The sequence below is a fragment of the Pseudomonas cucumis genome (assembly GCF_030687935.1).
Lineage (GTDB): Bacteria > Pseudomonadota > Gammaproteobacteria > Pseudomonadales > Pseudomonadaceae > Aquipseudomonas > Aquipseudomonas cucumis.
Genome location: NZ_CP117454.1, coordinates 6,041,154 through 6,065,546, shown reverse-complemented (window position 1 = coordinate 6,065,546; position 24,393 = coordinate 6,041,154). Strand labels below are relative to the sequence as shown.

The 24,393-nt window shown below is 57.5% G+C and carries 18 protein-coding genes; 17 read left to right on the top strand and 1 reads right to left on the bottom strand.

Annotation, left to right across the window (positions count from 1 at the left end):
• The first annotated feature begins 3 nt into the window (after positions 1-3).
• The 15 genes from tssH (at position 4) to PSH97_RS27565 (ending at position 21,207) form a co-directional block, all read left to right on the top strand.
• Positions 4-2,658, top strand: coding sequence for a type VI secretion system ATPase TssH (tssH, locus tag PSH97_RS27635; protein WP_305447467.1), 2,655 nt, complete (start codon positions 4-6; stop codon positions 2,656-2,658).
• A 10-nt stretch (positions 2,659-2,668) separates the two neighbouring features.
• The gene (locus PSH97_RS27630) at positions 2,669-4,186 is read left to right on the top strand and encodes a sigma-54 interaction domain-containing protein (protein ID WP_305447465.1); all 1,518 of its coding nucleotides are present in this window, start codon (positions 2,669-2,671) and stop codon (positions 4,184-4,186) included.
• Between the two features lie 93 nt (positions 4,187-4,279).
• Positions 4,280-4,420 (top strand): hypothetical protein, encoded by a 141-nt coding sequence (locus tag PSH97_RS27625; protein WP_008150087.1) that lies wholly within the window; start codon positions 4,280-4,282, stop codon positions 4,418-4,420.
• 17 nt (positions 4,421-4,437) lie between these two features.
• Positions 4,438-5,634: a type VI secretion system-associated FHA domain protein TagH gene (gene tagH, locus PSH97_RS27620; protein WP_305447463.1), complete on the top strand. Its 1,197-nt coding sequence runs from the start codon at positions 4,438-4,440 to the stop codon at positions 5,632-5,634.
• 5 nt (positions 5,635-5,639) lie between these two features.
• Entirely contained in the window at positions 5,640-6,140 is a 501-nt protein-coding gene (gene tssJ, locus PSH97_RS27615; protein WP_305447461.1) for a type VI secretion system lipoprotein TssJ, read from the top strand.
• Between the two features lie 2 nt (positions 6,141-6,142).
• Positions 6,143-7,474, top strand: a complete 1,332-nt coding sequence (gene tssK / locus PSH97_RS27610) for a type VI secretion system baseplate subunit TssK (RefSeq protein ID WP_052967808.1) — start codon at positions 6,143-6,145, stop codon at positions 7,472-7,474.
• Between the two features lie 5 nt (positions 7,475-7,479).
• Positions 7,480-8,355, top strand: coding sequence for a type IVB secretion system protein IcmH/DotU (gene icmH, locus PSH97_RS27605; protein ID WP_305447458.1), 876 nt, complete (start codon positions 7,480-7,482; stop codon positions 8,353-8,355).
• 13 nt (positions 8,356-8,368) lie between these two features.
• Positions 8,369-11,893, top strand: a complete 3,525-nt coding sequence (tssM, locus tag PSH97_RS27600) for a type VI secretion system membrane subunit TssM (RefSeq protein WP_305447456.1) — start codon at positions 8,369-8,371, stop codon at positions 11,891-11,893.
• The gene (locus tag PSH97_RS27595) at positions 11,893-12,621 is read left to right on the top strand and encodes a PP2C family protein-serine/threonine phosphatase (protein ID WP_305447455.1); all 729 of its coding nucleotides are present in this window, start codon (positions 11,893-11,895) and stop codon (positions 12,619-12,621) included. Before tssM ends, PSH97_RS27595 begins: the two co-directional genes overlap by 1 nt.
• On the top strand, positions 12,618-13,649 hold the full coding sequence (locus PSH97_RS27590; protein ID WP_305447453.1) for a serine/threonine-protein kinase: 1,032 nt from the start codon (positions 12,618-12,620) through the stop codon (positions 13,647-13,649). Before PSH97_RS27595 ends, PSH97_RS27590 begins: the two co-directional genes overlap by 4 nt.
• Positions 13,650-13,677: 28 nt before the next feature.
• Positions 13,678-15,714 carry a type VI secretion system Vgr family protein gene (locus tag PSH97_RS27585; RefSeq protein WP_305447451.1) on the top strand — a complete coding sequence of 679 codons (2,037 nt, stop codon included), beginning with the start codon at positions 13,678-13,680 and terminating at the stop codon, positions 15,712-15,714.
• Positions 15,715-15,761: 47 nt separating this feature from the next.
• Positions 15,762-18,101, top strand: a complete 2,340-nt coding sequence (locus PSH97_RS27580; RefSeq protein WP_305447449.1) for a M23 family metallopeptidase — start codon at positions 15,762-15,764, stop codon at positions 18,099-18,101.
• Positions 18,101-18,844, top strand: coding sequence for a hypothetical protein (locus PSH97_RS27575; protein ID WP_305447448.1), 744 nt, complete (start codon positions 18,101-18,103; stop codon positions 18,842-18,844). Before PSH97_RS27580 ends, PSH97_RS27575 begins: the two co-directional genes overlap by 1 nt.
• A gap of 216 nt (positions 18,845-19,060) precedes the next feature.
• The gene (locus PSH97_RS27570) at positions 19,061-19,792 is read left to right on the top strand and encodes a lysozyme inhibitor LprI family protein (protein WP_305447446.1); all 732 of its coding nucleotides are present in this window, start codon (positions 19,061-19,063) and stop codon (positions 19,790-19,792) included.
• A 50-nt stretch (positions 19,793-19,842) separates the two neighbouring features.
• On the top strand, positions 19,843-21,207 hold the full coding sequence (locus PSH97_RS27565; protein ID WP_305447445.1) for a lysozyme inhibitor LprI family protein: 1,365 nt from the start codon (positions 19,843-19,845) through the stop codon (positions 21,205-21,207).
• Between the two features lie 60 nt (positions 21,208-21,267).
• On the opposite strand, the gene PSH97_RS27560 is transcribed toward PSH97_RS27565, so the two are convergent.
• A complete protein-coding gene (locus PSH97_RS27560; RefSeq protein WP_305447443.1) occupies positions 21,268-21,648 on the bottom strand; it encodes a DUF6124 family protein in 381 nt (126 codons plus the stop codon).
• A 588-nt stretch (positions 21,649-22,236) separates the two neighbouring features.
• Between PSH97_RS27560 and PSH97_RS27555 the strand changes: the two genes are divergently transcribed.
• Positions 22,237-22,620, top strand: coding sequence for a helicase (locus tag PSH97_RS27555; protein ID WP_305447442.1), 384 nt, complete (start codon positions 22,237-22,239; stop codon positions 22,618-22,620).
• Between the two features lie 385 nt (positions 22,621-23,005).
• Positions 23,006-24,370: an NHL repeat-containing protein gene (locus PSH97_RS27550; RefSeq protein WP_305447440.1), complete on the top strand. Its 1,365-nt coding sequence runs from the start codon at positions 23,006-23,008 to the stop codon at positions 24,368-24,370.
• The last annotated feature ends 23 nt before the right edge of the window (positions 24,371-24,393 follow it).

Sequence of the window (24,393 nt, the reverse complement as noted above, 5' to 3'; positions counted from 1 at the left end):
CACATGATCAACGTAGACCTGCAACAACTTATCCAGGCGCTGGACGCCGAAACCCGTCGAGACCTGGAAAGTTCTGCCGAACGCTGCGTCGCCCGTGGCGGCAGCAAGATCCTCGTCGAAGACTTGCTGCTGGGCCTGCTGGAGCGCCCGCAAGGCCTGCTCGCACGCGCGTTGCAGGATGCTGAAGTCGATGCCGGTGAGCTGAGCGCCGCGTTGCAATCGCGGGTCGAGCACAGCGCCTCGCGCAACCCGGTGTTCGCCCCGGAACTGGTGCAGTGGCTGCAAGACGCCTTGCTGGTGGCCAATCTCGAGTTGGGCCAAAGCCAGGTCGAGCAAGCCGCGTTGATCCTCGCGCTGCTGCGCAACCCGATGCGCTATGCCGGCAGCCGTTATCAGTCGTTGCTCGCCAAGCTGAACATCGAGCGCCTGAAAGAATTCGCCCTGTCGCAGAAAGAACAACCGGCCACCGGTAAACCCGCCGTGCCCGGCGAATCGCTGTTGGAGCGTTTCACCCACAACCTGACCCAACAGGCCCGCGACGGCAAACTCGACCCGGTGCTGTGCCGCGATGGCGCGATCCGGCAGATGGTCGACATCCTCGCCCGTCGTCGCAAGAACAACCCGATCGTGGTCGGTGAAGCCGGCGTCGGCAAAACCGCCATCGTCGAAGGTCTGGCCTCGCGCATTGCAGCCGGTGAAGTGCCGCAAGTCTTGAAAGGCGTCGAGTTGTTGTCCCTGGACATGGGCCTGTTGCAGGCCGGCGCCAGCGTCAAAGGTGAATTCGAACGTCGTCTCAAAGGCGTGATCGACGAAGTCAAAGCCTCGCCGAAACCGATCATCCTCTTCATCGACGAAGCCCACACCCTGATCGGCGCGGGCGGCAATGCCGGTGGCTCCGACGCGGCCAACTTGCTGAAACCGGCCCTGGCCCGTGGCGAGTTGCGCACCATCGCTGCCACCACGTGGGCGGAGTACAAAAAATACTTCGAGAAAGACCCGGCCCTGGCTCGTCGCTTCCAGCCGGTGCAACTGCACGAACCGACCGTCAGCGAAGCGGTGACCATCCTGCGTGGCCTGGCTCAGGTCTACGAGAAGAGCCACGGCATTTACCTGCGCGATGACGCGGTGGTTGCAGCAGCCGAATTGTCCGCCCGTTACCTGGCGGGTCGTCAGCTGCCGGACAAAGCCGTCGACGTGCTCGACACCGCCTGCGCTCGTGTGCGCATCAGCCTCGCCGCCGCCCCGGAAAGCCTGGAGCGCCTGCGTGGCGAACTGGCCGAGGGTGGTCGTCAGCGTCAGGCCCTGCGTCGTGACGCCGAGGCCGGTTTGCTGATTGACCATGAAGCGCTGGACGCCTTGGAAGATCGCCTGGCTGACGCCGAAGACGAAAGGGTCGCCCTGGAAACCCTCTGGACCGAACAGAAAGAATTGGCCGAGCGCCTGTTAGAGCTGCGTCAGCAATTGGCCAAGGCCCGTGAAGCCGCTGCCGTCGAGCCAACCGTGACGGTTGAGGAAGACGCCGAAGGCACCGTGATCGAAACTCTTGAAGCGCCAGTGGACGAAGCGCAAAGCGTCGAAACCCTGGAAGCCGCGCTCAACGAAACGCACAAAACCCTGACTGAACTGCAAGTCAAAGAACGTCTGGTGAGCTTCGAAGTCTGCCCGCGTCTGGTGGCCGAAGTGATCAGCGCCTGGACCGGTGTGCCATTGGCGCAACTGGCCCGCGAGCACAACGCCAAGGTCGCGAGTTTCGCCACCGACCTGCGCACGCGCATTCGTGGTCAGGAACAAGCGGTTCACGCCCTCGACCGTTCGATGCGCGCCACGGCCGCTGGCCTGAACAAACCTGATGCACCGGTCGGCGTGTTCCTGCTGGTCGGCCCAAGCGGCGTCGGCAAGACCGAAACCGCCCTGGCCCTCGCCGATTTGCTCTACGGCGGTGATCGTTTCATCACCACCATCAACATGTCCGAGTTCCAGGAGAAGCACACCGTCTCGCGCCTGATCGGTGCGCCGCCGGGCTACGTCGGTTACGGCGAGGGCGGCATGCTCACCGAAGCCGTGCGCCAGAAGCCGTACTCGGTGGTGTTGCTCGATGAAGTCGAGAAAGCCGACCCGGACGTGCTCAACCTGTTCTACCAAATCTTCGACAAAGGCGTGGCCAACGACGGGGAAGGGCGCGAGATCGATTTCCGCAACACGCTGATCCTGATGACCTCGAACCTGGGCAGCGACCGCATCAGCGAACTTTGCGAAAACGGCGCGCGGCCGACTGCCGAAGTGCTTGAAGAAACCATTCGCCCGGTGCTCAGCAAGCACTTCAAGCCGGCACTGCTGGCGCGCATGCGTGTGGTGCCTTACTACCCGGTCGGTGGCCCGGTGCTGCGCGAGCTGATCGAAATCAAACTCGGCCGTTTGGGCGAGCGCCTGAACCGTCGTCAGCTCGATTTCACTTACTCCCAGGACCTCGTCGATCACTTGGCCGAACGCTGCACCCAAAGCGACAGCGGCGCCCGCCTGATCGACCATTTGCTCGACCTGCATGTGCTGCCGTTGGTGGCTGACCGTTTGCTCGACGCAATGGCCACCGGTGAAAGCCTCAAGCGTGTGCATGCGACGCTCGACGGTGACGCCAGCGTGATGTGCGAGTTCGCCTGAGGTGGGTGTGATGTTCACTCAAGTGCCGCAACCGCTGATCTATGCCGAAGCCTTGCTGGCGCAGTTCGCCAGCCTGTCGCGCGCGGCGGACGGCGCTGCGCTGCTGGGTGACTTCGTGCGTGGATTGGCCGAGCTCAGCGGTTGCGAGCTGACGCAGCTGTACCTGCTGGATGCGACCCACACCTGCCTGGGGATGAATGCCGAGTGCCTGAACGGCATCCTGCAACCCCGGGAAGCGGCGAGCCTGCCCGCGGATTACAACGGTGAACAACTGCTGCAATTCGCCCTGTGTCAAAACCGCGTGGTGTGCCTCAGCGAGCTGAGCGGCAGCCTGCACGAAACCAGTTTCCTGCCGCTCCAGGCCACGCCTTGGCAGTCACTGTTGTGCGTGCCGTTGGTCAATCGGCAGAAGGCTGTCGAAGGTTTGCTGCTGTGCGCCAGTCGCCGGCACATCGACCTGCAAGGCTTTGCCGATTCTCTCGGTCAACTGGGCTCGTTCGTGCTCGGCCAATTGCACTTGCTGCAACGTTTGCGTCAGCCGGCCGGCGATACACGACCGGCACCGGTCAACGTCCCGAGCGCCAGCGGTTATGGCTTGATTGGCAAGAGCGCAGCCATGCGCCAGACCTATTCGCTGATCAGCAAAGTTTTGCACAGCCCGTACACCGTGCTGCTGCGCGGTGAGACCGGCACTGGCAAGGAAGTGGTTGCGCGGGCGATCCACGATTGCGGCCCGCGGCGTTCCCAGGCGTTCATCGTGCAGAACTGCGCGGCGTTCCCCGAGAACCTGCTGGAAAGCGAGCTGTTCGGCTACCGCAAAGGTGCCTTCACCGGCGCTGACCGCGACCGTGCCGGGCTGTTCGACGCGGCCAACGGCGGCACCTTGTTGCTCGATGAAATCGGCGACATGCCGTTGTCCCTGCAAGCCAAATTGCTGCGGGTGTTGCAGGAAGGCGAGATCCGCCCGTTGGGTTCCAACGACACCCACAAAATCGACGTACGCATCATCGCCGCGACGCACCGGGATTTGGCGGTGCTGGTCAGCGAAGGCAAATTCCGCGAGGACTTGTACTACCGTCTCGCGCAATTCCCGATCGAACTGCCGGCCCTGCGTCAGCGCGAAGGCGACATCCTCGACCTGGCGCGGCATTTCGCCGACAAGGCTTGCGCGTTTCTGCAACGGGATGCGGTGCGTTGGTCCGACGCGGCGCTGGATCACCTGTCCGGTTATGCCTTCCCCGGCAACGTTCGCGAACTCAAAGGTTTGGTCGAACGCGCGGTGCTGTTGTGCGAAGGCGGCGAGTTGCTGGCCGAGCATTTCTCCCTGCGCATGGAAGCCATGCCGGAAGACAGCAGCCTGAACCTGCGCGAACGCCTGGAGCAGGTCGAGCGCAGTTTGCTGCTCGACTGCCTGCGCAAAAACGACGGCAACCAGACCCTCGCCGCCCGCGAACTCGGGTTGCCGCGCCGCACGCTGCTGTACCGCCTCGGGCGCCTGAATATCAATTTGGGTGATTTCGATGGTTAGGCAACAGACCGTCGATTTCACCGCGTCCGCTTATTTCAGCGCCGCCCAAACGGGCTGGCGCTTTGCGCTTTGTTTACCCCTGGAGACCCTCTGATGTCTGTTCGTCACTGGCAAGCCGTCCTGCTGACCCTCGTCGTTCTATGCGGCCTCGGCGGCTGTAGCGGCAATTACAAATACAACGACAACACCTATCGCCCATTGGGTGATCCGCAGGCGGTCAATCGCGGCAAGTGACCGCAAGGAGTATCACCATGGAACTGGTTTTCGAAATGCTGAACACCAAGCAGTTCGTGCCCACGGATTTGTGCCAGAAGACCTTCAAGCAGGCCGGTGGCGTAATCGGCCGGGGCGAGGATTGCGACTGGATCATTCCCGATCGCAAGCGTCACCTGTCCAACCACCACGCGTTGATCAGCTACCGCGAAGGCACGTTTTTCCTGACCGACACCAGCAGCAACGGTATCCAGGACAGCGACAGCGGCGCGCGCCTGCGCAAGGGCGAACCGATGCGCATCGAGCACGGCAGCGTGTATGTGCTGGGCGACTTCGAGATCCGTGCGCGGCTGGTGCGCGACCCGGCGACGTTCGACGTTGAAGTCGGCCGTCCGCAGGCTGCGGGCAGCATCATTCCAGACGATGCCTTCCTCGACCTCGACCCGCTCAATGCCCTCGATCAGCAAGAGCGCGTGTACTCGGAAATCGACGAACTGATCTCCCCGAGCACGGTGATTGAGGACACCCGTCAGCGTGCCGACTACGCGCGCATCGACATGGAAAGCCTGATGGTCCCGGAGCTGGTCGACGCCCCGGCAGAACCTGCGCCAGCCCCGCCGCCAAAAGCGGTAGAGCGCCAGAGCGAAGGTTTCTGGGAGCACTTCGGTGCGGCGTTGGGCGTGGACCTCAAAGGCCTCGACCATGACGCTCGCGAAGCCCTGGCCCTGAACGCCGCGCGCCTGCTCAAGCAGAGCGTTGGCGGTTTGCAGCAGAGCCTGCGCACCCGCAGCGAACTGAAAAACGAACTGCGCCTGGCCCAGACCACCGTACAAGGCACTAACAAGAACCCGCTGAAATTCGCCGTCGATGCCGGCGAAGCGCTGGGCATTCTGTTGCAGGGCAACAAGCCGGGTCAGTTGCCGGCGGAGCAAGCGATTTCCCGTGCCTTCCGTGATTTGCAGGCGCATCAAGTTGCCTTGCTGACCGCCAGCCGCGCCGCCGTTCGCGGCACCCTGGAGCACTTCTCGCCACAACAGCTGACCCTGCGTTTCGAGCGTGACAACAAACCGTTGCTCGCCACCTCCGGCAGTCGCTGGAGAGCTTACGGGCGTTATCACCAGGCCCTGCGTCTGGACGATGACTGGAGCGAACGCCTGCTGGCCCGCGACTTCGCCCAGGCCTACGAAGAGCAGATCCGCCTGATTTCCACCCTTCACACCGACCACCAAGGATGATGCGCATGTCTCGCTGTTCCACCGCTTTTTTCAAGACGCTGACGGCGCTCATTGCCCTGGTGCTGTTGGCCGGATGTTCGTCGTTGTCGCCTTATTCCAAAGTGACCAAAGTCAACCTGAAGCTCACCGGTAGCGATCAGCTGAACCCGGACCTCAACGGGCGTCCGTCGCCAATTGTCGTGCGTCTGTTCGAGCTCAAGCACCCGGTGACGTTCGAGAACGCCGACTTCTTCAGCCTGTACGAACGCGCGAAGGAATCCCTGGTCCCGGATCTGGTGGCCAGCGAAGAACTCGAATTGCGTCCGGGTGAAACCATCGAACTCAAGCTCAGCGTGGAGGAGGGTAGCCGTTACGTCGGCGTGCTCGCGGCTTACCGCGACCTACCGGAAACCAAATGGCGCTACACGGTGCAAATCACTCCGCTGGAAGTCTCCGTGGCTGACCTGACCCTCGATCAGGCCGGCATCCGCAACACCCACGAAACGCTCGCCAAGGCGGATGACTGATCATGAATGCCCATAAAGTCATTTGGCAGGAAGGCATGCTGCTGCGTCCGCAGCACTTCCAGCACAACGATCGTTACTACGACCACCAGATGAAGACCCGCACCCAGTTGCTGGGCAGTTATACCTGGGGCTTCCTGAACCTGGAAATCGACTTGCAGTTCCTCAACATGGGCAAACTGGTGATCAGCCAGGCCTCGGGGATTCTGCCGGACGGCAGCCTGTTCGAACTCGGCGGCAACACCGAGCCGTTGGCGCTGGACGTGCCGCCGAATACTGGCAACACGCCGATCTACCTGGCGCTGCCGCTGGTCACCGGTAACCACATCGAGTCTCGCCGCCCGGAGCAGTCCGACGTGCTGGCGCGCTACACCGCGTACGACGCGGAAGTGGCCGACTCCAATGCCGGCGACGACTCCGCCAGCCAGGTCAGCTGCGGTCGTCCGGACTTCAAACTGTTGCTCGGCGAGCAGCAGAGCGACCAGGCCTACGTGAAGCTGAAGATTTGCGAAGTGCTCGACACCACGCCCGACGGCGTGATCAGCCTCGACCCGGACTTCGTGCCGACCTACATTCAGGCGCATTCGTCCAGCTACCTGCTGTCGTGCCTCAAAGAAGTGATCAGCATGCTCGGCCACCGGGGCGACACCATAGCCGACCGGATCCGCTCCAACGGCAAGGTCGGTGGCGCGGAAGTCGGCGACTTCATGATGCTGCAACTGATCAACCGCACCGAAATGCTGCTGCGCCATTACCTCGGCCTGGAACAGGTTCACCCGGAAGAGTTGTATCGCACGCTGCTGACCATGCTTGGTGATCTGGCGACGTTTTCCAGCGAGAGCAAGCGCCCGCGTCTGGACAGCCGTTACCAGCACAGCGACCAGGGCGCGAGCTTCCGCAAACTGATGGAGGCGATTCGTCAGGTGCTGTCGATGGTGCTCGAACAGCACGCCATCGAACTGGTGCTGCAAGCGCGCCAGTACGGGATCATCGTGTCGCCGTTGCACGACCACAAACTGCTGGGCTCGGCCTCGTTCGTACTCGCCGCCAGCGCCAACTGCGACTCCGAAGAACTGCGCCATCGCTTGCCGGCGCACCTCAAGGTCGGCCCGGTGGAGCGCATCCGCCAACTGGTCAACCTGCATCTGCCGGGCATCAAGGTCAAACCGTTGCCGGTGGCCCCGCGGCAGATCGCGTTCCACTCCAACAAAACCTATTTCATTCTCGAACTCAGTTCCGAAGACCTGGCGCAACTCGAGCGCTCTGGCGGCTTCGCGTTCCACGTGTCCGGCGAATTTGCCGAGCTTGAACTGAAATTCTGGGCCATCAGGAACTGACCGACATGATCAAGGACATGGAATATAACCAGGACGACAAAACCGTCCTGCTCGACCGCCAGGGCCACGGCCCGGCGTCGAGTCCGCTGACGGACTTCGCTGCACCGCCACGTTTCGAACAGCTGGAAGAACGGATGATCTACGCCGCGCGTTTGCGCCCGGCCGAAGCGTTTAACATCAGCCTCAATTCGCTGGTGGCGGCGGCGTCCGAGCTGCTTTCGGAAGTGGTGCGCCTCAAGCACAGCGACACCCGCGAAGACCTGTACGCGCTCAACGAACGACTGACCGCCGGGCTGAAACTGTTTGAAGTGCGTGCGCTGCACAACGGCGCTGAAAGCAGCCAGGTGATGGCCGCCCGTTACGTGCTCTGCACTGTGGTCGACGAAGCCGTCGTCACCACGCCGTGGGGCAACGAAAGCGAGTGGTCGCAGATGAGCCTGCTCAGCAGCTTTCACAACGAAACCTTCGGTGGCGAGAAGTTCTTCCAGCTGCTGGATCGCCTGTCGAAAAACCCGGTCAAGCACCTGCCGATGCTGGAGCTGATGTACCTGTGCCTGTCCCTCGGCTTCGAAGGCAAGTACCGGGTGCAGGCCCGCGGCATGCTCGAACTCGAAGGCATCCGCGACGCCTTGTATCGGCAGATTCGTCAACTGCGCGGCGACGTGCCTCGTGAGCTGTCACCGCATTGGGAAGGCTTGAATGATCAGCGCCGCAGCCTGGTGCGCATTGTGCCGGCGTGGATGGTGGTGCTGTTCACCGTCGTCTGCCTGGTGGTGATGTATTCGGGCTTCGCCTGGGTACTGGGCGAGCAACGCGAAACCGTTCTGCAACCTTATCAGCAGCTAGATCCGGCCGCGGTCCAGCCGCAGTCGCAGCAGTAAACAGGGACGTGTGATGAAAAAGTTTTTCAAGAAAGTCGGCGCATTCCTGCGCCAGACCTGGGTCTGGACCCTGCTGCTGGTGCTGTTCGTCGCGCTGCTGGTGTGGTTCGTCGGGCCGCTGCTGGCGGTCAATGACTACAAGTTCTGGGAAAGTTCGACCTCCCGCCTGCTGACCATCAGTGTGCTGTTCCTGATCTGGGGCCTGACCATGGTCTTCGTCAGCTGGCGCGCCGGTGTGCGCAAAAAGGCTGTGGAAGAAACCGAAGACGGCCAGGACCGTATCCGCCGTGAAGAGCTGATCGACGAAGAAGAGAAAGAGTTGAAGGTGCGTTTCAAGGACGCCCTGAAAACCCTGAAGACCTCGAGCCTGTATCGCGGTCGCAGCGAGCGCTGGCGCAGTGATTTGCCGTGGTACTTGCTGATCGGCCCACAGGGCAGCGGCAAGACCAGCCTGCTGGACTTCTCGGGCCTTGAGTTTCCGATCAACAAGATCGACCGCAAACTCACCCGCGACACCCTCGGTACTCGGCATTGCGACTGGTACTTCGCCGATCACGGCGTGCTGATCGACACCGCCGGGCGTTACCTGACCCAGCCGGATGCCGAAGTCGATGGCAGCGCCTGGAGCACCTTGCTTGACCTGCTGCGCAAGCGTCGTCGCAACCGTCCATTGAACGGCGTGCTGGTGACCATCCCGGTGGAAACACTGCTGGGCGGCAGCGAGCAAGACCTCGACACCCTGGCCCGCCAGGTGCGTGCGCGTCTGCAAGACGTGCATCAGAAACTGCACGTCGACGTGCCGATTTATCTGGTGCTGAGCAAAGCCGATCGCCTGCTCGGTTTCGACGAGTTCTTCGATCAGCTGACCCGCGAAGAAAGTGATCAGGTGCTCGGCACCAGCTTCCGCAAAGAGCAGAGCGGTACTGACGTGGCCGTGCTGCGCGCCGAGTTCGAAGAGCTGCTGCGTCGCCTGAACAGCCAGGTGATCATGCGCATGCACCAGGAGCGCGACACCCAGCGCCGTGGTCGCATCCTCGACTTCCCGCATCAACTGGGGCAGATCGGCGAGCGCCTGTGCCTGTTCGTCGACATGGCATTCACCGGCAACCGCTACCAGCGTGTCAGCCAGTTGCGCGGTTTCTACCTGACCAGCGCACCGCACCTGACTCAAGAGATGGACCAGACCACTGCCGGCATCGGCGCGAACCTGGGCATGAACGCCGGCGTGCTGCCGACCCTGCGCAGTGGCCGTTCGCGGTTCATTCACCATTTGCTCAGCCGGGTGATTTTCCCCGAGGCCGATCTGGCCGGTCTGGACAAGCGCGAACGCAGCCGCATTCATTGGGGCCAACGTGCCCTGTACGTGGGCGCACTGGCGGCGCTGGCGCTGTTCGGCATGCTCTGGGCGGGCGGTTTCTCGGCCAACTATGAGCGTCTGGAAAACCTGCGTTCCCTGGCACAAACCTGGAAGCAACAACGCTCGGCACTGACTGTGCGTGATGACGCCATGGCAGTGCTCAAGACCCTCGACACCAGCTACGCGGCAACGCAGGTCTTCCCGAACAAAGGTGACGTGTCGTACCACGAGCGCGGCGGCTTGTACCAAGGCGAAGACGTCAACCCAGTGGCCAAGAGCGCCTACGAGCGTGAGCTTGAAGCGCAACTGCTGCCACGGGTTGCGACGCTGCTGGAAGGGCAGATCCGCGCCAACATGAAGGATCGCGAACGCCTGCTCAACAGCCTGCGCGCGTACCTGATGCTGAACATGAAAGATCGTCGCGATGCGGCATGGCTCAAGGATTGGGTTGCCACTGACTGGTCCCTGCGCTACGCCGGCAACACGGCGGTGCAGAACGGCTTGAACACGCACTTCGAGCGTTTGCTCAAGCAGCCGTTTATCTACCCGCTGAACGATCAACTGGTGACGCAGGCCCGTCAGGTGCTGCGCAGCGAGTCGCTGGCCAACGTGGTTTACCGGATGCTGCGCGAGCAGGCTCGCGTTCTGCCGGAATACCGTTTCAGCCAACACTTGGGCCCACAGGGTGCGCTGTTTGTCGGCACCGATTACGTGATTCCGGGGTTCTACACCCAACAGGGTTATCAGCAGTACTTCTCGGTCCAGGGCACTGCGCTGGTTACCGATATCCTGCGTGACAACTGGGTGCTGGGCGAAGGCTCGGGCATCAGCGGCATGGACTTGCGTCGTCTGATGGTTGAACTGGAGCAGCTGTACTTCCGCGACTACGCCAACTTCTGGAGCGAAGCGGTCGGCCAGGTTGCCTTGCCACCGATCAACGACGCCGGTGAAGGCGCCGAGCAACTGGCGGGCCTGACTTCCGCCAACTCCCCAGTGCTGCAATTGCTGGTGGAAGTGCGTGAGAACACCCGTTTTCAGGTCATCGCAGACAGCGCTGATGAAGCCGCCGATGCGGCTGACAAGCTGGGCGAGAAGGGCGGCAAGTTGGGCAAACTCGCTGCGGCTGCCGCTGACAAAGCGTCGGACATGGCGAAGAACTTGCCGGACACCGCGAAGAAATCCCTGCAACGTCGCTTCGAACCGCTGCACCGTTTGCTGGATGACAACAACGGCCCGGCCGCAGACCTGACCCCGGCCCTGACGGCGCTCAACGACCTGCAACTGCAACTGTCGAGCCTGGCTCGGGCCAGTGCGCCGGAGCAGGCTGCGTTCGAAATGGCCAAGACCCGCATGAGCGGCCAGCGTGATGCGCTGAGCAACTTGCGCAACGCGTCGAACCGTCTGCCGCGCCCGGTAAGCGTATGGTTCAACGTGCTGGCCGAAGACACCTGGCGTCTGGTGCTCAACGATTCCTATCAGTACCTGAACCAGCGTTATCAGAGCGAGCTCTACAGCTTCTACGGCAAGGCGATCAACAAGCGTTACCCGTTCAGCGCCCACAGTACCAGCGACGTCGCGATCAGCGACTTCCGCGAGTTCTTCAAGGCCCAGGGCATCGCCGACCGCTTCTTCGAGAACTACATGCGTCCGTTCGTGAGTGGCGATCCAGGCAACTACCGCCTGCGCAGCATTGACGGTCACAGCATGCCGATCTCCAAGGTCTACCTCGACCAGATGGCCGCGGCACAAGTGATCCGCCAGAGCTTCTTCTCGATCAACCCGGCCGAGCCGCAAGTGCAGTTCAAACTGGAGCCGTACACCCTCGATCCGGCCGTCAGCCGTTCCGAGTTCAAGTTCGGCGACAAAACCATTGAATACCGTCACGGCCCGATCGTGCCGGTGTCGTTCAAATGGCCGACCGACGCTGAAGACGGTCGCACCAGCCTGGTCCTCGACAAAATGGCCGGCCGCCCGATCGGCATCGAGAAGAACTCCGGCCCATGGTCGCTGTTCCGTCTGTTCGACCTGATGCAGACCGAGTACCTGATGGGTCGCGACGTGCTGGTACTCAAGGCTGACGTGGGTGGCCTGCGCGCCAACTACTTGCTGTCGAGCCAGCGCACGCCGAACCCGTTCGACATGGGCGTGCTGCGTACTTTCCGTATGCCGGTGCAACTCTGATGCTGGTTGCCAGTCCCTGGCGCAGCGCTGCGCGTACCGATCCAGGCAAGGTTCGGGCGCGCAACGAAGATGCTTTTCTCGACTGTCCACAGCAGGGGCTGTGGGTGGTCGCGGACGGCATGGGCGGTCATCAGGGTGGCGACATCGCCAGCCAGTTGATCGTCGCCAGCCTGGCGGAATTGCCGGTGCAGAATGACTTCGACGAACGCCTCAAAGGTATTCGCCAGTGCCTGCACTGGCTCAACCGCCGCTTGGGTCAGGAGTTGACTGTCACCGCCGGGCGCCACGACAGCATCATGGGCAGCACCGTGGTGGCGCTGCTGGTGGAAGGCAATCGCGCGGCCTGCATCTGGGCCGGCGACAGCCGTTGCTACCTGTGGCGCGGCCAGCGTTTGTATCAGCTGTCCAAGGACCATTCGCTGCAACAGCAACTGATCGACGAGCAGAACATGAGTGTCGAAGACGCTCGTGCGCATCCTGCTGCTCATGCGCTGACCCGTGCGGTCGGCGCTGCCGAGCAACTGACGCTGGATGTGTTGGAACTCGAGGTCTATCCCGGCGATGCGTTTCTGTTGTGCAGCGACGGTTTGTATCAAGGGCTGACTAGCGACGCCTTGGGCAACGCCCTGAGCCTGACCGCGCCGCACGTTGCGCTGGAGCGTCTGTTCGACGGCGCTTTGCGTGGCTCGGCCCGGGACAACCTGACTGCCGTGGTGATCCGCCAATGACTGAATTCATGCCACCGTTCGACGACCTGCTGGTGACCGATGAAGACGCCAATAACCTGACTTACTTCGCGTTCGCCACGCCGCTAAATGGAAAGCCGCTAAACGGAAAACCGCATCAGGCCGAGCCTGCGCTGGCGCCGACCAAGGCCAGCATCGGCGAACTGCCCGATGTGCTCGCCGGGCGCTACCGCCTCGAGCGCCTGCTGGGTGCCGGTGGCATGGGCGCGGTTTACCGTGCACGAGATTTGCTGAGCGAACAGTTCGGCGACCCCGACCCTTACATCGCGCTGAAAATCCTCAGCGAAGAATTTGCCGAATCGCCGGACGCCAGTGCCTTGCTCTACAGCGAGTTCGCCCTGACCCGACGACTGCGCCACGACAATGTGCTGCGACCGCACACCTTTGAAGTGGATACCGACTGCCAGCGCGCCTTCATCACCATGGAACTCATGCGTGGGCTGACCCTGGACAAATTACTCTGCGAGCGGCCCCTGGGCCTGCCGTGGAAAGAACTGCGTGACATCGCGCTGCCGCTGCTCGACGCGCTGGCCTACGCCCACGCTCGCGGCGTGCTGCACGGTGACATGAAGCCGAGCAACGTGATGCTCAGCGAAGAAGGCGTGCGCCTGTTCGACTTCGGCCTCGGCCAGGCGCAAGAGGGCATCTTGCCCGGCCTGCCGCACCTGAGCCGCAACCGCTTCAACGCCTGGACCCCCGGCTACGCCGCCCCCGAGCTGCTCGAAGGCCAGACGCTGTCGGCCAGCGCAGACGTGTACGGCGTGGCCTGCGTGATCTACGAATTGGCGGGCGGCAAACACCCGTTCCGCCGCTTGCCCTCGACCGAGGCCCGCGACGGCCAACTCGACCGCGAGCTGCACGCCCCTCGAAATCTACCGAAACACTGCTGGCCAGCCCTGCGAACGGCGCTGGCTTTCGATGCGGCCAAGCGCACCATCACCGCCGCCCAATTGCGTGACGCCCTGGGCGCCACTTCGTCTTTGCTGCAACGCCTGCGACTGCGGGCGTAACGGATGACTACCGAACAGGGAGCAAGCAATGTTCAACTCAGCTAACGAAACGCACTTCAGCCTCACCGTCGAAGACTACGCCGGCGACCTGCAAGTGCTGTCGTTCACCGGCACCGAAGGCATCAGCCAGCCGTATCGCTTCGACTTGGAACTGGTCAGCGAAAACCCCGACCTGGACCTGGAAAAGCTCCTGCACAAACAGGCGTTCCTGGCATTCGACCCGAACGGAAGCGGCATCCACGGCCAGATCTACCGCGTCGCCCAAGGTGATGCCGGCAAGCGCCTGACCCGCTACAAAGTCTCCCTGGTGCCGCAGCTGCAATACCTGCATCACCGCACCAACCAGCGCATCTACCAGCAGATGTCGGCGCCGAAAATCATCGCGCTGATCCTCGAAGAACACGGCATCAAAGGCAACGCCTACCGCTTCCAGCTGAGCACGCCGTGCCCGGACCGCGACTACTGCGTGCAATACGACGAAACCGACCTACACTTCGTCCAGCGCCTGTGCGAAGAAGAAGGCATCCATTACCACTTCCAGCACAGCGAAAAAGCCCACTTGCTGGTGTTCGGCGACGACCAGACCGTGTTCCCGAAACTCGGCCAGCCCACCGCCTACGTCCAAGGCAGCGGCATGGTCGCCGACGAGCCGGTAATCAAAGGCTTCAAACTGCGCCTGGAAACCCGCACCGGCCGCGTCACCCGTCGCGACTACGACTTCGAAAAGCCCAATCTGCGACTTGAAGCGGCGTACAAACCCGACGGCGAAAGCACCGAACCGGACCTTGAAGACTACGACTACCCCGGCCGCTTCCTCGACCGCGCGCGCGGCAAATTCCTCAGCCAGCGCGCCCTCGAACGCCACCGCGCCGACTACCAGCAAGCCGAAGGCCATGGCGACCAAACCACCCTCGTCAGCGGCCACTTCCTGGAAATCTCCGACCACCCGCGCACCGAGTGGAACGACCTGTGGCTACTCACCGAAATCGTCCACGAAGGCAAACAGCCGCAAGTGCTCGAAGAGGCGGTGACCAGCGACACCACCGACAACAAAGACGACTTCCACCAGGGCTACCGCAACCGCTTCCTCGCCACCCCTTGGAACGTGTTCTACCGCCCCGCACTGCAACACCCCAAACCCCGCGTGCTCGGCAGCCAAACCGCCATGGTCACCGGCCCCAAAGGCGAAGAAATCCACTGCGACCAATACGGCCGCATCAAAGTGCAATTCCACTGGGACCGCGAAGGCCTCGCCGACGACAAAACCAGCTGCTGGCTGCGCGTCTCTTCGAGCTGGGCCGGCGACCGCTACGGCGCCATCGCCATCCCGCGCATCGGCATGGAAGTGCTCGTCACGTTCCTCGAAGGCGACCCCGACCAACCGCTGGTAACCGGTTGCCTGTACCACAAGGAAAACCAGGTTCCCTACGACCTGCCAGCGAACAAAACCCGCACCGTATTCAAAACCCTCAGCTCACCGGGGGGCGGCGGGTACAACGAACTGCGGATTGAAGACAAGAAGGGAGCGGAGCAGATCTTCATTCATGCCCAGCGGGATTGGGATGAAAACATCGAGCATGATCAGAAGATTCGAGTGGGGAATGAACGCCACGATACGGTGGTGAAGAACACCTACACCGAGCTGAAGGCGGAAGAGCACCGCACCACCATCGCCGACCGCAAGACTGAAGCGCGGATGGATGATCACCTGACGGTTGGGCAGAACCAGCACATCAAGCTGGGGACTGCGCAGCTGACCAGTGCCGGGAAGGAGATTCACCTGAAGGCTGGGGACAAAATCGTTATCGAGGCTGGGATGGAGCTGACCGTGAAGGCGGGAGGGAGCTTTATCAAGCTGGATGCGGGAGGTGTGACCGTGGTTGGGCCGGTGGTGAAGATTAATGCTGGTGGGTCGGCGGGCTCGGGGACTGGGATTGGGATTAAGCCACCGGTGCTGCCTGGGGCGGCGGATAAGGATAAAGCGGGGAGTTTGATGGATCAGGCGTTGGGGAATGTAGTGTCTGAGAAGGTTAAGCCTACTGTCGATTACCCATTCTCCCTGTAACCATAAATATGCTCTGAGCAATTAACCAAGGATTAGGAAACGGACACATGATAATTAGCCCTCCTTTTTTACCGGCACCTTTGGCCGGAGAAAGTGATGAAGCTTTCATAGCAAGAGCGATGCCAGGAGGTACGCCAGGAGACGGGAGCTATCCTCTAAGCTTCGATCTCAACTGGCACAGCGGTGTCCATCTAACGGCACCCCGTGAAGGTCTCGATGCACTTTCCGTTCGAGCTATTGCGGACGGAAAATTAGTATATTTTCGCCAGCCAGCGGAGCCGTCAAGTGATGTCACTGAGCCGCTATACTACCGAGAAAGTTGGACGGATAATGGTTGCGTTGTTCTTAAGCATGAAACAGAAATAGGCGAGGGAGATAATTGCAAAGTTGTTTATTTTTCCATATATATGCATTTGTCAAAATTGCTGATAACACCTGCTCCGGTAATAGGTGCTCAAATATACCGTAAGGATGAGTTAGGGCGGGCTGGAAAAATATATGGGCAGCCAGACAAAATCCATTTTGAAATAATTGCCAGTGAAGTGGATAAGCTGGTTGGGCGGACCTCCCCAACTCTAGAATATAAAACCACCAGTGGTCGCAAAGAAAGCTGTTGGGGGGACATGCATTTTTTCTTGCCATCCGAAGCGGTTTGTTATGCAGAGCATCCGGCAAACTGGGTAGAAACTAATAATGTTAGTGCTGTTGTTGCTCGCCCGCAGGAAGATTTGTTTGTTCGCATGCGGTACGAGAAAGGAAAATGTGTACTAAGCACATATACTGAGAATGGTGGGTTGCTCGGTGAATTTACAGAAGCAGATAATTTTGAATATAAACTTTTCGAGACTGCTAATGAGCGATTTGCGGCATGTCCCAGTGCAGGTTTTGAGCTGCTGCGCTTCGGTCGTGTGCTAGGGCCAGATGCTCTTCAGCCGGTAGCAGCAGCGCATTGGCGTCAGATTTTTCTTCCCGCAGGTAACGCTTGGGTTAATTTAAATGGATCAACAGTTAGCTGTTTTAGTGATTCGGACTTTCCCAGTTGGCAGGGTTGGCAACTGATTGATGATGATGTTGATACCGATAGTCACTGTCAGTCTTCTCGTATAAGGGAGTTGCTGAAACTTAACGGGAATGAGCAGTTTCCTGACGACACGGATGCAATTTCAATTGCTAACTCTTCTACTTATTCGGGGATGTCGGCGGAAGAAAAAAACGCTCTGTCTGAACGCTATGTTATAGAGCGCTCTCGCAACACTGAGATTCTTAGTCTAGCCGAGAGCCAAGAAAAGTTGAAGCGCTGTATAGTGAAATTTCCTAGCGAATGGAATAAGGGTGACTTTGACGCTAGATATGGTTGGCTGCTGAAAGTCGCAGAGGGAGGGGCATTGCCTCAAGTGAGCTATGATAAACTTAAAGCTCATCAAGAAAAATTAGCATTTTGGGAGGAGGCCGCGTTAGATGGGATAACATCAAGTCATTGGCACTTCCCGCCGAAAGAGTTTATAGCTACTTTCAGAAAGTGCAGTTGGTTGAGCAGGAATGAGCTCGTTCAGTTGCTGCCAATGAACTCGTTGCGAAAAGCAAACCCAACCTGGCAGTGGGAGTCCGTAAGCTTGCCAAATGCTTCAACAATGCTTTCCAGTTCAAATGCAGATGCTTTAACGCGTCGTGTTGACCTGAATAAAGCATTGCGAAAATTTCTTGTTGTAACTCCAGTAAGGCTGGCATGTTTTTTTGGCAATGCGACACAAGAAACCCAGTGGTATCAAAAGCTTCATGAAGGAAGTCAGTACTGGTATAAGCCATGGGATGGCAGAGGGTTCCTGCAGTTGACTCATGCGAGTAACTATATTAAGTATTGGAAATTTAAGGGTGAGCCTGTCAGTCAGCAAGTTTCGCAGACATTAACAACCCACACCACAATGGCAAATAATAATAGGCCGATAGTTAACGGCAATAAGTCCATGTATGACCCTACAAATTCTTTAAGTGACGCTTCAACTGGCATCCCACAAGCAGTTATTGCAAAGCGGGAAGCTGTGAAAACCTCGTTTGATGCTGCAAATAGTGCTGGTGCTTACTGGGCGTGGTCTGGAGCTTCCAAGCAGGCGGATGGGTACTACAGTTCTACAAGTAGTACATTGAGAGCATTAACGACGAACGCACAGACTAAGCATTACTACGAAAACACAGCGTTTGGGAATGTCGCTGCTACTGTTAATCTCGGTTCGCCATCGACTAATTTTTCATCGATATGGGGAGTTCAAGCGCGTTTTCTCGCGTTTGCTAATGCGCAAGTAGTACTGCTTGATCATTTGGTATTTCCAACATCAACTGGCTCTTCATCTAATACCCCACAAGACTTTGTTCGTCGGAGCATTGAATAGTGAAAAAAGAAAGCAGATGGTACGTATCCATAGTCGGATGTTTGATTTCGGTGCCGGCATTTTCCTCTGAAACTGGACAAGTTTCTGTCGTGGATATAGGGAATCAACCAGGCTACTCTGCTTATGCTTCAGGAAAAACAATAGCTGCAATACATCAGGGTAATTGCAGTTATTCTATGGTGTTGCTTGAAAATCAGTATGTAAAATTTAATACTCCTGATGTTGTATTTCTTGAGTCAAAAACCGCACCGAAAGACAAGAGTTGGCCATATCTTGCACAGGCAGAAATGTCTGCTGGGTATAATTGGAGTTTCAAGAAAGATAGTGATTTGAAATCAAAGTGGTTTGGCCTGATGTGTGATGGTGCAGAGAATTTCGATTTGCAGGGCGCTGGCATAAATTCTAATCCAGAAGAGCTTAGTCCAGAGCTTCAAGATGTAAAAGAAGCTAACAATCTTAAATGCCCAGCGAAACTGACAGAGAAAGGGTGGGTGCCAAATAGCAATGCCGGACGACCAGAAGGGTATGTTTTTCAAGAACTCAATGGTGCTAACTGGTCGGGGTTTATATTTGGCTTTAGAAATAAGAGGAAAGACAGTATCGATCGTATCAGCTTCTGTCTGGTTCGAGATGGTAATGTTTTGGTTGGCGCAGCTGAAAATTATTCCAAGCCATTGTTGCTTAACCAAAAGGACTTCGAGGAAATAAAAGCCACATTGAAAACCGTGAGGTTTTTGCAGTGATTGGGTCGGTGTGAAGACATTCAGGAGTAAGAAAATAGTAAAAGGGGTCGGATTTATTTACTGGATAGGGTTGTCCATCAATAAATAAATCTGTCCACTTTCTCCTTAAGAGGCAGAAGCAGTGATTAACAAAAAGGGGACGGATTTATTTGTAAAGTAGGTTGGCTTTCGATAAATAAATATGTCAAAATTTTTAAACTAAATGGAATTAGCTCTGTGGTTAAAGATATAATTTTCTTGGCATGCTCAGCATTTTTTGTATCTAGCGTTGCTACCGTTCAAGCAGAACCGTTCTATTCCGCGAAGATATTACAAGCCGACTATTCTGCGGCCCCTAACTTGAGACTGCTAATTAGAATTCAAGATGTAGAAGCGGGAAGTAATGAGCCGAGCGGCTCTACTCGAGCGGACTGTATGCGTGCTAGCAAGTCAGCTGCTCAGCCTGGGCCAACCCCTTGTTTTTCTTTCGAACTGGATGAGGGAAATGGAAATGTCAGTGTTTTAAAGCAGACTCTGCTAAATGATCCGCAACGGGGAAGCGACCCAATTTATATTGAGTTGCTTTACAAAACGGAGCAGGAAAAAAATCAATATGGGTGGTTTGATAATAAAACGGTCAAGCTAAGAGTTGATGACAATAATGGATTGAATAACTGGGATGCGGATCTACCCCAGAGTCTACCTCAAGTCAAAATAGTGCAAGAAAGCGATATTTATCAGTTGGTTTTGGCGGATGCGGATGCGCTGCTTAATTCGGCTTACCATGATAAGGCAAATCGTTTAAGTGACGAAAAAAGAACCGCGTTTCGTGAGGTTCAACGAGCTTGGATGAAGCTTCGGGACCTCGAGTGCGTAAAGTCTATATATGGTGAGCAATCTGCTAGTTGCTTGATTCGTCTGACCCTTGATCGTGCCAGGCAAATCGCGGTTGCTCCGCCATCAAAGTAGCTGAAATAAACTTAAAAATAGGTATGTTCCATAATCAAGGATTGAAGACAGTGAAACGCTTTGTTTTAGGGTTAACCAGTGTGCTAATCGCGTTCGCGCTACTGCCGGTTTCAGCTGCGTTCGCCCAAGACGACTGCAGTGAAATCAGCTCTAGCTCGCAGGTTGTCCCGTGTTCCGAGGCTGCAAAGAATTCCGCAGATTCTCAGTTGAATACGAGCTATCACCAACTGATGGCAAGGCTTGAATCTCAATATTCAGTTGACCCGAAATTAGGGGGGGAGTATTCGACGCAGGTAAAGGAATCCCAGCGTGCGTGGATCAAATTACGGGATACGAATTGCACCGTAGAGGCGTTCGAGATTGAGGCAGCCATGCCGGCTCATGTGGCGGTTGTGAACAATTGCATTGCAAAGATGAGTCGGGAGCGTTCGGCTTATTTGGATGGGATCGCGCCTGAGACTGTGGGTCGTTCAGGCAGTGGGGGCGGGGGAAGTGCTTCGTGTCCTTCCTCAGACTTCGCGCAGTTTCTGCCAGTGTTTTCCGCCAATGCCGAGTCCCAGAAGCGCCTTACCGCACTGGCGGTGAAAATATTGGTGTTGAAGCGCACCTCGGACCCTGGTCGATTTGAACCGCAAATTACTGCGGAGACTGGCTCCAGTTTGACGTTTCCGTTGATGACTGCGATGGAAGGCAAGACTGAAGGAATTGAGATCGAAACGGTCGACGACACTCACATGAACGTTGTGGATAAACGGGCCGGTAACAGCAACATCAAGATTTTTAACTTTGCTAAAAAGTCGTGCTGGTCGCTGGTGGGAATTGAGGATTGGTCGATCAGCGAGAGGGAGCTTGTCGCACCCGATAGACCCGGAATGAGCCGCGCGGAGAACCTTTGTTATCAACGTGCTGAGGGCTTGGGTGGGTTGGGGTTTCTTGAACGATACCGTCTGACTGGGGAGTTGATTGAAGCGTCACTGGAAAACTATGTCTGTGCTGCAGAGTCGGGTGATCCACAGGCGAGTCTGTCGGCGGCAAGCTTAAGTCTTTCGCAGATGGCACCTCAGCTGGAAACCAGCAAGGTTGAGGCTTTGTTCAAAGCGGCATCGACGACAGCGAGCGGAGCGCTGGGTTATGCCACTTATTTTTGTAACGGTAATTCCACCGACTATAACGGCCCTTGCCTCCACCCCGAGCAGGCAGAAAGGGAAGTTATTCGCGCGGTTTCCATGGGATCCACAGAGGCGATGAACTACCTGGGGTCTTCTTTTGAGAGTGGTGAATTGGGAACAAAGGATATGTCCCGGGCGTTGGCCTGTTATCAGATGTCAGCTGATAAAGGTAGCCCGGGGGGTAGCGACGGCGTGAAGCGTTTGGTTTCGCAAGGCTCAGACATAAAGGCCAGTCACTGCCTGTAAATTTCGCGGTGCAGGTATAACGCTGAGGAAGGGGACGTTAAGTCCCCTTCATATTTTTCGCTACGCCTTCGCCCGATGCTCCGCCGGATTCGGCGAATCGATATGATCCAGCGCTCGCTCTACCAACAACTGCACCCCATCCGCCATTCTGCTGAGCGCCAGGGCGACTGAGCGGCGGGTGCCTTCGATGTCGTCAGCCAGGTCGGCGGCGATGGCGCTGATGGACTTCAGGTCTTCGGAGGCGTTGGCCAGGAGGGCTTCGGTGTCGATGTCGGGGGAGACGGTGAAGAGTTTGCCTTTGCGCTTGGGTTTTTCGTTGGGTGGCGGGCCGAAATGGTGGTCGAGGGCGCGTTCGGCGGCTTCGTGGAGTTTTCTGGAGTCTAAGGATTCATAGGGGGATGTGGCTGGGTTTTCTGGTGGATTCGGTGTTGGCTTGAACATAAAGTGTTACTCCAAAATTTAAGGAGCTGACACCGTTTCGCGTGCACTTCGAAAGAGGTGGCAGCTGTGCATAGGTGTGCAAGACCGGTGGAGTCACCCGGCAGACCCGAAGGTCTCCCATACACAGCAGCCATAACGATTCGCGAGCATAGGAAAACGCTCGATGAATTGCCATAACCGAATGTGTACTCCATCGGACTTGCACGTCCGAGTCACCGATTTTGCGGTGACGAACAGAGGTTATCTGTGAAGGTGAGGGCTGCCTAGTTCACGGACAGCCCGGCGTTTTGAAGGAAATGTCCGAGAGGTTTGAGGGCATCAAGATCAAAAGATCGCAGCCTTCGGAAGCTCCTACAGAAATGTGTTTCTTCAGGTGTAGGGCGGGTGTTGGGTGTGACGCGGAGCGTCACGGGATGCATTACCACGCGGGAGCTTGGGAACGATCAGGGTTGAGGCGGGAAAGCGTGACTTGGTGGTCATCATGCGGGAAAAGTGGTTTATCTTCTTCTAACGTAAGTCGATGGTGGCGTTCTGGCTTGGAGCGGCTACACTGCGCCGGCCGTTCATTTTTCTTTTGAGGCTGTGCGCATGAAATTTCGTTTTCTTCTGTGGATGCTGGGTTTGTTGATGGGTAAGGCCAGTCGGACTAATCCTGCGTTTCAGCAGCAGTTGGGTGACAAGGCATTGGTGTTTCAGCTACAGACCCTGGACGGGAAGGTGGCGCGGCATTTCGTGGTGAAGGATCAGCGCATTACCAGCAAGTCCGGCGTGTATGCCGAGCCGGCGTTTGCGATTGCCTTTAAGGACGCGGCGTATGGCTTTGCCACGATGCAGGCGAAGAACAAGCAGTTGGCGTTTATGACGGGGATTCAGGACAAGTCGATTCAGATCAAGGGCAACCCGGCGCTGGTGATCTGGTTTCAGGGGTTGACCAAGTATTTGAAGCCGAGGAAGGCGAAGCCGAAGGTGTAGGCCCCCAGAGCGGTGTGTCTGCCTTACTTTTGGGTTGAGTTTGCTGCACAACTGAACGGGGCAAGCCCGTTCCTACAGGGTTTATTTGATCCCCCTGTGGCGAGCCTGCTCGCGATTGTTTTTAGGTCTGGAGAATTGCGAGGCGAGTTCGGCCTCAAGACCATTGCTGATGACGTCGTTTGGCTTTGTCACGGGTCTTGGAAAAGGGACGCCCATTAGCTGGTCTTACAGGGGTGATCAGATCAGTGGCTCCACAAGTCAGTCATCTGGCTTCCAATGAATATTGAACTGTCATTTGTAACAGGTGTTTCGGGCGCTGCCCCCGTGCTCCACTGTGACTGTGTCCCTAGAAGGATATCTTTTCACACCACGATGGAGCGCGGTCATGACCCAAGCACAAAGCAAAAAATCTGCGGAATTTTTAGATCCCACCTTCGGTAACGGCGGTGTTCTTGAGTTGCCTTTCGAAGAAATCGTTGGCAGGTTTCCTCAGTCGGTTCTCCCATTACCTGATAAGAAATTACTGCTGCTCTTCAGCGCTTCGTCCTCAGAGAATTCTCCAACCAAGGTGGCACGACTGAATGAGGACGGTTCGCGTGATTTGCGATTTGGAAATCAGGGAATCGTCGAAATCCCATTCAAGGACGGGTCGTCATTTTCTGGCCGCCATCTGCGAGCTTTGGAAAATGGCGGATGGCTGATTACCGGCACCGTTGAACACTCGGACGGTTCAACTGATCTCGCGGTCGTTCGCCAACTTCAGAATGGGCAGCTGGACACTTCCTTCGGTCCTGAAAAGGACGGCAAAGTCACCCTCAATGTTTATGACCTTATCGATTCTCGCAGCATGCCTGGCGCTAGTTTTGTCACTCGCCGTCATGACGAAAAGAAGGCGGAGAAATCATCGGTAAGTGCGGTCGATGTCGGGACGGTGGCCGTCGGTCAGCAGGATGGAAAAATTGTCTTGGTCAGCACTGTTTTGTTCGCCATCGACTACCTGAGGGGAATTGCAGTGCGCCTGAATGCAGATGGCTCACTGGACACGACGTTCAATGGGAAAGGCTTTGTGCTTGTCGAGCTTCCAGGCGTTACTCATAACTGGAATTACGCTACTGGTGTGGCCGTCCAGCAGGACGGCAAAGTTCTGGTATGTGGTGATTTCAGCAGAGAGGGCCCAGAGGAATGGCCTGATGCTTATGTAATGCGCTATGACCAGGACGGTAACGTCGATGCGAGTTATGGCGACAATAAGAACGGCGTTGTGACCATCACTGACAGCAGTCGATGGCTTGACCTTGGCTCAATGGCCTTGAAGCCTGACGGTGGGGTTGTAGCAGTGGGGTCCGCAGGCCGCGATGGCAACCACGAAGGATTGATCGTCTCTTTAAACCCCAGCGGCAGTTTCAATCTTGTTTTTAACAATGGGAGACCACTGTTCTCCGATTTTACGGAGCATGGTGTTTCCTGGCGGCGTTGTGTTCTGCAAACGGATGGAAAGCTGGTTGTCAGTGGGCAAGGTGGAGGCACGTTTGTTGACGAGAATAGTTCGGTCGTGACTGCGCGTTATGACTCTAAAGGCTCTCTGGATGTGACGTTTGCGGGTAAAGGATGGGCAGTCTTCAACAATGAAAGCGGTATCGATCTGTTCCGGGGGTGCACAGTTATGGCGGATAACCGGGTGGTTGTTAGCGGCTACGCTTCCTTTGCTCCTCCGCCTCTTCCGGGATATGTGGTGCGCTACCTGGCTTGAGTCGGTCAGTTAGACCGGGTTGG